The sequence below is a fragment of the Pseudomonas sp. 2957 genome (assembly GCF_031456345.1).
Classification (GTDB): Bacteria; Pseudomonadota; Gammaproteobacteria; order Pseudomonadales; family Pseudomonadaceae; genus Aquipseudomonas; species Aquipseudomonas siliginis.
In genome coordinates, this window is record NZ_JAVDUL010000005.1 from 174,319 (window position 1) to 185,503 (window position 11,185).

The window sequence follows — 11,185 nt, forward strand, 5'->3', positions numbered from 1 at the left end:
TTGACCAATTCCGACGACGGTGGTCGGTTTCTCTGCGAGCTGGTCTCGCGCAGCCAGCCCGCGACACATCACGAGTTTTCGCTGAGCGTACGACGCACCAAAACGGCAAGGAAGCCGCCCGCCCGCAGCACTCCCCCGGGAGTAACGGGGCATTCAACGTAAAGGAAGACAGGCAATGTCACCCAAACCGCCAATCAGAGGTATTACAACCGTCTCGGTCCATAATCCGCGACCCGATTATTCGCTAACCCGGCCTGGTTTCCCCCTGTCCTTCGATGGCACGTCGGGGCTCAGGATTCCCACGCGCCCGACGACAACGATCGCAACAGCGATCGATCACGTGCTCAACCACATTATCCCCATGCCTGCGCGGGCGGCGGTCAGAACGGCAGCGGTAGCGCAATCTGTTGCCTTTGTGCACGACCGCCCTTTGAAGGATTACTGGATCACTTCGCTGGTTGTGCTGCCGGCGGCCGATGCCGAAGGCATGTCGACGCTCAATGGACGCCAGTATGTCCAGGTACCGGAGGGTGGCACCGTACAGGTGAGTCTGGACTCGGCCAGCGGTTTCTACCGGGCAAAATTGCCCAGCGAATTGCACGCGTCGGGACCGCTATTGCGCTTCGATACCGACAGCCGTCTCTGGCAGCCCATCGACACCTCGGCGCCCTCCACCTACCCCTTGTCCACGACCCGGCTGGAGGCGTTTCGCACCGATCTGGATTTCAGCACGGTCGAGCCGGACGGCGATGGCCTGTTGCGCTTCAACGGCAAACTCTATGTGCAGATCGAGAGCTACGCCTATCAGGTTCTGCATGATCTCGACGCCTCGACACCGCACAGAGCGGTGATGCGCATCGTTCGCCCTGAAGATCCGATCGCCGCCGATGCGACAAACGTTTACGTCGCATCACGTTTCGGCAGGTCGGAAGCGATTACTTTCAATGCTCAATCCGGCTGGCGCGGAACCTCCTTGACAGGTGTAGCCGGAATGCCGAGAGGCGCAGCGGCGCGACCCTCAGACTTATGGCTGCATCTGGAGGTGACAGTCGCACTCGAGGGTATCAACAAGCGGATCAAGCAGGATCAGGATAAACGTGAACAGCTGATAAACGCCTGGCTGGAGGCGAGTAACGCACAGGGAGAGCATGCGCAAACCGTTCGACGCGAAACAATGGCGCTGCTTGATCGCGAGGTTCACTGCCACAAAGAACTGAAACACCTTGGAAAGGCGCTGAAATACTACGAGGAGCAAAAATCCTCGATCAAGCGCTTCATGAAGCAGGACGCTTACCTGAACAACATAATCAGGCTGCAAAAAAAACAGATGCTCGCCTATCAGCAACTGATCGAATGCGGCTTGACGCGCCACGCCCTGGAGGGTCCGATGATCGACCTCGACCCGGAGCGGCTTCCGCGAACAGTCAACGTTCTGGGCAGGATGCTGAGTCATCTGAAAGAGCGCCAGCAAATCGCCGACAATCTGGTGAACAAATGGCGGGTCTCTCCAGACGAGTTCAGCGCGGATGTTCTTTCACCAATGGACACCCATAACGTTGTTGCCTCCTGGGTCCTGACCAAAAGTCTGATGCTGGATACCCCACAATCGGCCGGCAACGCCCCTCTGGCATCGGAACTGGCCACCCGCTTTGGTCAGGTGACCTTTGTTTATGGAGCGCTTGGCGCAGTTCCCGAAGTTTCCCACCCTGCCGTATTGAATAACCTGTTCCAGGAATGCACAGCCATCCGCCACTGGTTCGAACGCCTTGATCTGGCACCGGGGGAGCAGCACGCCACTTCACGCAGGGAGATCACTGCGGAAATCGAAATATTCGAGCAGACGCTGGTAGGCCGCTTGAACCAGTTTCTCCATCAGGCTGACCGTCCGGTGCTGACGTTCGACCAGCAGAACATTGATTTCGAGTTCATTCCGGCCCAGGACAGAAGCGGTCTCCAACCGCCGCCCAAGCTCATCTTTCGGGCAAAGAAAAACGGCGTCTACAAGCTCAATGTCGGCGAGTCTCGACGCACCGCGCAAAACGAAGAGGTGATTGAGGTCCGCAACCTCCACAATCCCAGGCAGCCGTCACAGACCTATGACCGAGGACGCGGTGAATGGCGCTCGCCGCGGACAACGCCGCAGAGGAGCTTGCCGTCATTGGTTGCCGAAGCCACTCGGCACCTTGACCGTGTCGACGCGCATGTCCGCGCTGCCCTCCACGAAGAACGGCAAAGAAACCATCCGGACAACATTGTCGAGATGCTCGAAAGCAGCGCCGGGGCAATGGATGACACCGTATTGCAGTTGCAGCGGGCGGAACCGGCCCATGATGAGACCGCCGCGCTGATTCGACGCCTGCAGGACGCCAGTGAACGTCTGCGCAATGAGGGCGAAAACATCCGCCTGCGAATCTATAAGGACAAGCATGTTCTGAACGTCGACCGACTGCTGTACCTGATCGACAAGGGCCACGTGAACGCCCGGAAAATCGAGAGCCGATTGAAACGTGGCAAGGGTTCGGACCGGCAATATCTCGACATTTATCTAGTCACCGATGCACATACCCACGATCCCCTCTGGCACGCACATTTTCATTATGCGAGACAGGATTCCCCGGACTTGAATTTCAACGTGCGCGGCGCGCATCTGAAAACCCTTGAACAAAGCAGCAGGGGTATTCAATCGCAGCGCAGGGAAGAACTGGCGCAGCGGCCGCATCAACCTGTCTGGCGCGAATATCTCGATGGACGCACAGCGCAGAAAATCTTCGACCTGGCCGCCGCCTCCGCTCACCCGATGACACAGCCTAAGGCAATGACGCCGAACAGGCCGGCAGCTTCCGCTGAAGAAGCTACCGTGCAACGACTACAAGGAATGTAAGACATGCCAAGCAAACCGCCGTCGAAAGTGACGCTTCCCGGTCATTCACATATTCGACCGGACACATCCATGGATACGCCCCCGCCACGCCTCAACCTGACCCCGCGCCCCGGCCTGGATCCGACCACGTTGAGCGGCCCGTCAATCCGCGCGAACAGGCCCACAGACGGTATCGATCCTGATGCAATCGTTCCTGCTCCCAACGTCACAGTGCAGGCGATTGCTTCAATGCATGACGCCTTCGCTCATGTGGGCCACCCGCCTGAGCATTACCGGCTCAGTGCAACGATCGGCTTGCCCGATGCCGACGCTGAAGGCCTGAGAACATTCAAGGGCCGCCATTACGTGGAAATGACCGATGGTGGCTTCGTGCAGGTGGGCAAGGATGCGCAGAGCGGCCTCTGGCGCGCCAGGCTGGCCAGTGAATCGATCCCCTCCGGACCGCTGATGCTGCACGACCCCGACAATGGTCGATGGCATGCGCTGGAGTTTTCGCAACCAAGCACCTTCGCTTTATCGGGGGCGCGTCTGCAGGCGTTTCGCACGCCGCTCGACTTCAGCACCAGCTCACCCGACAGCGACGGGCTGCACCGCCATGACGGCAAGCTCTATGCAGTGATCGATAATCACGGCTATCAGGTCTTGCACGATCCCGATGCATCGACGCCTCTGGCCGAAGTGATGCGCATCGTTCGCCCGCAAGATCCTGTCGCCGCCGACATCGACAACATCTACAGCGCTACGCGCCCGGGCAGATCCGAGCCTGTGGTGTTCGATGCCCGTCAGGGCTGGCAAGGCATCGTAGTCGGCGGAGCCGGCGGAATGCAGCGTGGCAGTCCCGACCAACCGGCTTCACCGGGGCTGCGGGAACGGCTCAACACCGCGTTCAACCGACTGCGCACGCCACAATCGCGACTGCGAAAACTTTATCCCTCTCTGGACAGCGAGCAGATCCGCACGCTGCTGAGCCCCCACGGCGACGATGTACAAGGCTTCTTGACCCGCGTCGAGACTGAATACAAGACCTTGAAGCTGGAACTCGCGACGTGGCTGAAGACCAGTGCGCTGGCCGGCGGGGCGACCCATCCCTCGGTGGAGCGCGCCGCGCAAGAGATCAAGCGTTGCTGGAAACGGCAGACGGGAACAACGCTGCAGCTGGATCTTGGCGGCGCCGGCATCGCTGCGCTCTCGGCAGATTTCAGCCATGTACGCACGCTGCACTTGCAGGCGGTGGCATGGTCGGCGGGCTCCGAAACTTTTCTCAAGCGGTTCACAGCCCTTGAGCGCTTGAAAATCAACGCTTCGGCGCTCGATACACCGCCGGCGAACCTCACGCAGATGCCCGGCCTGAAGGAACTGGACCTGCGAGCGAACCGCATTGAACTGAGCGAGCAAACCGCCGGCGAGCTGGCTTCGCTCAGCCAACTGGAAAGCCTTGATCTGTCGGACAACCCGCTGGGCAAGACCCTGGACTTCAGCGGCATGCTCCAGCTCAAGACCGTGAGTCTGCGCAACACCGGGCTGGATGAATGGCCAACCGGGCTGCGAGATCAGCTAGCGATAGAGTCAATCGATCTGCGCAACAACCGATTGCGCGAAATTCCGCAGGCGATCATCAATCCGGCGAGTGATCAGTTGCTCGACATCGCCAACATCAACCGCGTCACCCTGATCGAAGGCAATCCCTTCGCCAGCGGTTATTGGCGGCGGCTGGAAGTCTATTGGCAGCGGGTTACGGCGCAATACCCGGCACTGATTACCAGCGCACGCACGGCTGCATTCCGGATTGATGGCGACATTCCAGAAGTCGCCATGCTGCTGCGGATGCATCCAGAGAGAACCCCGCAAACTGCCCGGGAATACCTGATCGGTCTGGGGGATGATGCAGAAGCCACGATCAGCCGGCGTTTCGAGGAGTTCAAGGTGCTCGACGCACAGCTGCAGGCTTACGTCGCCGACAGCACGTCGGCAGCATCCAGCGCCGCCGGCCAGGAAAAGCTTCGGGCAGAATACATTGCCCGGACTATCAAGGACTGCTGGCTCCAGGAATCGACGTCGCTCATGCTGCCAGCAGTGAACGGACCGCTACCGTCACTGACGGCCGACTTCAGTCGGTTGAAAATGCTCATCCTCAATAACGTCGTCTGGTCCGACACTGCCGACACGTTCCTGTCGCGGTTGCCTGATCTGGACATTCTGACGATCACCCGCTCCGGCCTGAAAAAATTGCCCGCAGCCATCAGCGGGATGAGCCGGCTCGCCCACCTCAATCTGACTGAAAACCAGATAAAACTCGATGAGCACAGCGCTGGTGCATTGAGTGCATTGCATCAGCTGGTTACCGTCAAGCTCTCTGACAACCCACTGCAGATACCGCCCGATTTCAGCGCGATGTCCGGACTGCAGACACTGGAGCTGAGGAACACCGGAATCAGCGAGTGGCCCCTCGGGCTGGCTGACAAGACCACCTTGACCGGCGTCGACCTCAGCAACAATAAACTGCGCATCGTCCCCGACGCGCATATCAACCCGCCTGCCGATCAATTGGCCGTGGTCGCGCGGATCAACAACCGCACGCTGATTGAGGGCAACGACTTCCCTTCGCCTTACTGGAGAAAGTTCGATGGCTACTGGCGAAGACTCAATGAACTGCATCCCGAGTTGATGACTCCAGCCCACCCCGCCGTATTCGATACTGAGAACTCGCGAGCGCAACGCTACCGAAGACTGTTTCCGGGCAAAAGCATCAAGGCCTGCCGGGATTTTATCTGGAGCCATGACAAGGGCACTGTCGCGACCAGGCTGTTGGCGCTCGAGCAGGATTTCGCCGTGCTGAAAAACCAGTTGGATGACTGGGTTTTTTCCGGAGGCAGCAATCGTCTGCGCTATATCCGCGTCAATCAATTGCACGCCAACACTCAAACCCGCAATGAGCGCATCGAGGCACGTGACCGGATCATCAGTTGCTGGCGACGTGAAACGCCGGAGCAACACGCCTTCGACGGCACGCCGATAGGTCTTGAACTGGATTTGAGCGGTTTGACACTGCCAACCCTGCCGGATCTGAGCAGCGACTTCAGCCATGTCGGCTCACTCAAACTCAACAACATGAATCTCACCGAATCCCCGGAAGGTTTCCTGACCCGCTTCCGGCATTTGCGCTGGCTGAACATGGCGAACAATCGACTCAGGGATCTCCCTCCGGCCATCGGCGAGATGCACGGGATGACGCGGTTGTTCCTGCAGGGCAATCAACTGGAACTCACCGCCGAGACCGCGCAGATACTGGCCGGGAGAACCACTCTGAGGGCCTTGTGGATTCACGACAACCCGCACTTGAGCGTGAGCCCGGATTTCAGTGCGATCACTGACATGCGCGAGGTCGACATGTCCAATACGGGCATCGAAAGCTGGCCAACCGGACTGTTCGATCAGCCCCTGCTGGGCAAGGTCCATCTGAACGACAACCGGATCACGAGTCTGCCCGACTTTGTCGTCGCACCGGCAGCGGATCGCCTGACGCACTCGATTCAGGTCAACAGTGGCACTCAGATAAGCGGTAATCCCCTGAGCGCATACACACGAGAACGCCTGGCCGGCTACGGTGAATGGCTGAACCGCTCCGCAGCATCGCTCTACAATCCATTGAACCTGCTGACGACTTCTGTTTCGGCAGCCCACCCGCAAGCAGTGGCAACGAACTCTGTTTCGGTCTATCCGCAGTTGACCGTCGGCATGACGGCAGACGAGGCGATGATTCGCGCCGAGCAATTGAACAGGCTCAAAGCACAGGTGGGCTCAGATGGCTTTTTCAACATCATTTCCAAGCTCGCCCACCATGCCGATTTCCGCCGACAGATCTGGGACGTGGTCGATGCGATCAGCGAGAACAGCGTGCAGACACGTGCGCTGCGCAGAGACGTTTTTGATCGCGCCTGCGAGGCTGGCTGCACTGACCTTGCCGCTGCCACGTTTACAGACATGCAAGTACTGACCATGACGCACAAGGCGCGAATGCAGGCGAGGCAAGACGGCGATGGTGCTCGATTGGTGGACCTGTCCAGAAGCCTGTTCAGACTCAGACAGGTCGATGATCTGGCCGCAGCCGAAATCGCTGCGAGCAGGGCAATCGTCGACGATCCGCAAACTTCAGCGAGGGAGCGCAATATCCATCAGCTGCGCTTGCGCGACCCGCACGAGATGACGATGGCCTACCGCTTTGGGCTCAAGGATCGGCTGCAGTTACCGTTTCAGCCGCAGACACTGTCCTTTATCGGCATGGCCGGCGTCACATCGCCGATGCTGGAAGTGGCCTACCGAAAGGTCATCGCCTTGAACGACTCCCCCGATGAGTTTCAGGCTCTGGTATCGATGGATTTCTGGCAGGACTTCATCACGCACAAATACTCGTCCCGGTTCGACGCCGCACGTCAGCCCTATCAACAGAAACAGGCCGCACTGGACGCGCAGTCTGCGACAAATGCCCTGACCGAAACCGAATATCAGGCGCAAACCAATGACCTCACAGCACAGCTGGCCATCAGCGAAGCGACGCTGATCCAGGCACTGACCCGCGAGGAAATTCGCCCCGGTGACGGAGTCGAAACAACTGCAAGCAGCGAGACGGCAGCTTCGGCCGATTGAAACCGACCACGACAGCAGGCCGGATGATCCGGTCTGCTGTTACTCGTCGTCGTCGAAGTTGTAACTGCCCGGCGCGAGGTTTTCGAAGCGCGTGTACTTGCCGATGAACGCCAGCCGAATAAACCCGATCGGGCCGTTACGCTGTTTGCCGATGATGATTTCGGCAATGCCCTTGTGCTCGGTTTCCGGGTGATACACCTCGTCGCGATAAACGAACATGATCACGTCGGCGTCCTGCTCGATCGCTCCGGATTCGCGCAAGTCGGAGTTGACCGGGCGTTTGTTGGGGCGTTGTTCGAGGGAGCGGTTGAGCTGCGACAGGGCGACTACCGGGCAGTTGAATTCCTTGGCCAGCGCTTTCAGCGATCGCGAAATCTCGGAAATTTCGTTGGTGCGGTTGTCACCGCTGGAACCGGGGATCTGCATCAGTTGCAGGTAGTCGATCATGATCAAGCCGACATCGCCGTGCTCACGCACCAGACGCCGGGTCCGCGCGCGCATTTCCGAAGGGCTGATACCGGCGGTGTCATCGATGAACAGTTTGCGATCGTTGAGCAGGTTCACCGCTGACGTCAGGCGCGGCCAGTCGTCATCTTCGAGCTGGCCGGAACGCACCTTGGTCTGGTCGATTCGGCCGAGCGAAGACAGCATACGCATGATCAGCGATTCGCCTGGCATCTCGAGGGAGTAAACCAGGACAGCCTTTTCGCTGCGCAACACGGCGTTTTCCACCAGGTTCATCGCGAAGGTGGTTTTACCCATCGATGGACGGCCGGCGACGATAATCAGGTCGGACGGCTGCAAGCCGCTGGTCTTTTCATCGAGGTCGGTGTAACCCGTAGACAGGCCGGTGATGGCGTCGGCGGTGTTGAACAGGGTATCGATCCGGTCGATAGCCTTGGTCAGCAACTCATTGACGCCGACCGGGCCGCCGGTCTTCGGCCGCGCTTCGGCGATCTGGAAGATCTGCCGTTCGGCTTCATCGAGGATCTCTTCGGCGGTGCGGCCTTCGGGGTTGAAGGCGCTGTCGGCGATCTCGGTACTGATGCCGATCAGTTGGCGCAACGTCGCACGCTGACGGACGATCTGCGCATAGGCCTTGATGTTGGCGACGGACGGGGTGTTTTTCGCCAGTTCGCCAAGATAGCCGAGGCCGCCGACTTGCGACGTCTGACCTTCCTTGTCCAGCTGTTCGGCAAGGGTCACGACGTCGATCGGCGAGTTCTGATCAGCCAGTTTGGCGATCGCTCGGAAGATCAGACGGTGGTCATGTCGATAGAAATCGCCATCGGAGACTTGATCGAGCACGCGTTCCCAGGCGTTGTTGTCCAGCATCAGACCACCGAGTACGGCCTGTTCGGCCTCGATGGAATGCGGCGGCACCTTCAGGGCAGCGGTTTGCAGATCGTATTGCTCGGGAGCGGAGATATCGTTCATGGCCACTTGAGTGTTGGATGAAAAGCAGGGAATTCAGAAAGACAAAGGGCACGACCTGTAAACAGGATCGTGCCCGATGTTAACCGTCTGACGGACAAGCCGCCAGCCGATCGATGTTGCTTAAGCTGCTACCACGACAACGCGTACGGTGGCTTCAACTTCGGCGTGCAGGTGCACGGCCACGTCGAATTCACCCACGTTGCGGATGGTGCCGTTCGGCAGACGAACTTCGCTCTTCTGCACTTCAACGCCGGAGGCGGTCAGTGCGTCAGCGATGTCGTGAGTACCGATCGAACCGAACAGCTTGCCTTCGTCGCCAGCGGTGGCAGTGATGGTCACTTCCAGCTCAGCCAGTTGGGCAGCACGGCTTTCAGCCGATGCCTTACGGTCTGCGGCGGCTTTTTCCAGCTCGGCGCGACGCTCTTCGAACGCAGCCAGGTTGGCAGCGGTCGCAGCGGTAGCCTTGCCGAAAGGCAGCAGGTAGTTACGGCCGTAACCGGCCTTAACGTTTACTTTGTCGCCCAGGTTGCCCAGGTTGGCGATTTTTTCCAGAAGGATCAGTTGCATGTGAAAATCCTCTAACTTTTAACCTTCACCGTTCGCGCTGTCGGTGTCTTTCGACACGTGACGACCGCGAAAATCAATCAGGCTGTCGACAATGGCCAGAACCACGAGCAACGGATAGATCAGCTGCATGAACAACAGCAGCGTGACGTACAACCCCACCAGCCAGAAACCGGCCAGTCGCTTCTGCCCGACCAGCCCGTGAATCAGGGCCAGCCCAGCGAACACCAGCGGTACACTGCACAACGGCGTCAACATGGCCATCTGTGCACCGAGATTCGGGCCCAGAAGCATCAACGCCAGCAGTAACATCGCCGGCCCCAGCGGGATGCGGATGGCGCGAAACTCGCGACCGAAACCACCCGGGTTGTACAACAACGCCTGCCAATGCCGCCCGACAATCAGGCTCAGCACGCTGACGATCTGCAACAAGGCCGCAATCAGTCCGGTCAGGACCGGTGCAATCAGGGACGCGAAACGCGCTTGCTCATCGACCGACAATTGCTTGTAGGTCTCACCGAGAAGTGCCGGCATGACCTTTATGAGGGCCTGCGCGAGCATCTCGATCTGGGCCGCAAACGCGACCCCGAGCACCACTGAAAACACCACTCCGATCACTACGCTGACCAGCAGCGTGCGGACCCAGGATTCGCTTGCGCGCAAAACCAACGCAAGCCCCGAAGACCCCAGCAGCACCAGAAGTGCCCGTGGGTCGTCGGCATACAGCCACCAGATCAAGGCCGGCAGCAGTCCCAGTGACAGAACGCCAAGGGCGTCCGTCAATCCGCGCCGCAGCAGCACAAGGCTCCCGGCGGCAGCACCCAACCAATACAACAACGGCAATGTTGCACATCCGGCCACCACGAGAGTGGCCTGCATTCGGCCTCGCATGATGAACTCAGCTAAGGCGCGCATGCATTCAATCCTTTGCTACTTGTCGACTGCCCGGTCTCAGCGGCCGTGGCTGTCGGTGTAGGCCAGCAGGGCCAGGAAGCGGGCGCGCTTGATAGCGGTGGCCAGCTGACGCTGATAACGAGCTTTGGTACCGGTGATGCGGCTTGGAACGATTTTGCCGGTCTCGGATACGTAGGCTTTCAGAGTGTTGAGATCTTTGTAATCGATCTCTTTCACGTCTTCAGCGGTGAAGCGGCAGAATTTACGACGACGGAAGAAACGTGCCATTTGATAGGCTCCTTAATAAGGTCCGTGGATTACTCGTCAGCGTTATCGCTGTTGTCGCTGTCATCACTGTCGGTGCCTTCGGCGCCTTCGTGCTCAGGACGGTCGCGACGCTCACGGCGCTCACTGCGGTTTTCTTCAGCCTTGAGCATCTCGGACTGGCCGGTAACGGCTTCGTCGCGACGGATGACCAGGTTACGGATCACTGCATCGTTGTAGCGGAAGTTGTCTTCCAGCTCGGCCAGGGCCTTGCCAGTGCACTCAACGTTCAGCATCACGTAGTGAGCCTTGTGAACATTGTTGATTGCGTAGGCCAGTTGACGACGGCCCCAGTCTTCCAGACGGTGGATTTTGCCGCCGTCTTCTTCGATCAGCTTGGTGTAACGCTCAACCATGCCGCCGACTTGCTCGCTCTGATCCGGGTGGACCAGAAAGATGATTTCGTAATGACGCATGAATGCTCCTTACGGGTTGTAGCCT

At 59.0% G+C, this 11,185-nt stretch carries 7 protein-coding genes; 2 read left to right on the forward strand and 5 right to left on the reverse strand.

The window, feature by feature from the left end; all coding sequences use genetic code 11:
- Window positions 1-175: 175 nt before the first annotated feature.
- Together J2Y39_RS19085 and J2Y39_RS19090 are read left to right on the forward strand one after the other, a co-directional pair.
- Complete coding sequence (locus tag J2Y39_RS19085; protein ID WP_310219198.1) at window positions 176-2,881, forward strand: hypothetical protein; 2,706 nt, start codon at window positions 176-178, stop codon at window positions 2,879-2,881.
- Window positions 2,882-2,884: 3 nt separating this feature from the next.
- A complete protein-coding gene (locus tag J2Y39_RS19090) occupies window positions 2,885-7,525 on the forward strand; it encodes an NEL-type E3 ubiquitin ligase domain-containing protein (RefSeq protein WP_310219201.1) in 4,641 nt (1,546 codons plus the stop codon).
- Between the two features lie 39 nt (window positions 7,526-7,564).
- Here J2Y39_RS19090 and dnaB read toward each other — a convergent pair whose 3' ends face one another.
- The 5 genes from dnaB to rpsF form a co-directional block, all read right to left on the reverse strand.
- Window positions 7,565-8,962 carry a replicative DNA helicase gene (gene dnaB, locus J2Y39_RS19095; RefSeq protein ID WP_016771936.1) on the reverse strand — a complete coding sequence of 466 codons (1,398 nt, stop codon included), beginning with the start codon at window positions 8,960-8,962 and terminating at the stop codon, window positions 7,565-7,567.
- A 120-nt stretch (window positions 8,963-9,082) separates the two neighbouring features.
- Window positions 9,083-9,529, reverse strand: coding sequence for a 50S ribosomal protein L9 (gene rplI, locus J2Y39_RS19100; protein ID WP_003221136.1), 447 nt, complete (start codon window positions 9,527-9,529; stop codon window positions 9,083-9,085).
- An 18-nt stretch (window positions 9,530-9,547) separates the two neighbouring features.
- Window positions 9,548-10,441, reverse strand: coding sequence for a hypothetical protein (locus J2Y39_RS19105; protein WP_016771937.1), 894 nt, complete (start codon window positions 10,439-10,441; stop codon window positions 9,548-9,550).
- Window positions 10,442-10,477: 36 nt separating this feature from the next.
- Window positions 10,478-10,708: a 30S ribosomal protein S18 gene (gene rpsR / locus J2Y39_RS19110; RefSeq protein WP_002551829.1), complete on the reverse strand. Its 231-nt coding sequence runs from the start codon at window positions 10,706-10,708 to the stop codon at window positions 10,478-10,480.
- A gap of 29 nt (window positions 10,709-10,737) precedes the next feature.
- On the reverse strand, window positions 10,738-11,160 hold the full coding sequence (gene rpsF / locus J2Y39_RS19115) for a 30S ribosomal protein S6 (protein WP_016771938.1): 423 nt from the start codon (window positions 11,158-11,160) through the stop codon (window positions 10,738-10,740).
- Window positions 11,161-11,185 lie beyond the last annotated feature (25 nt).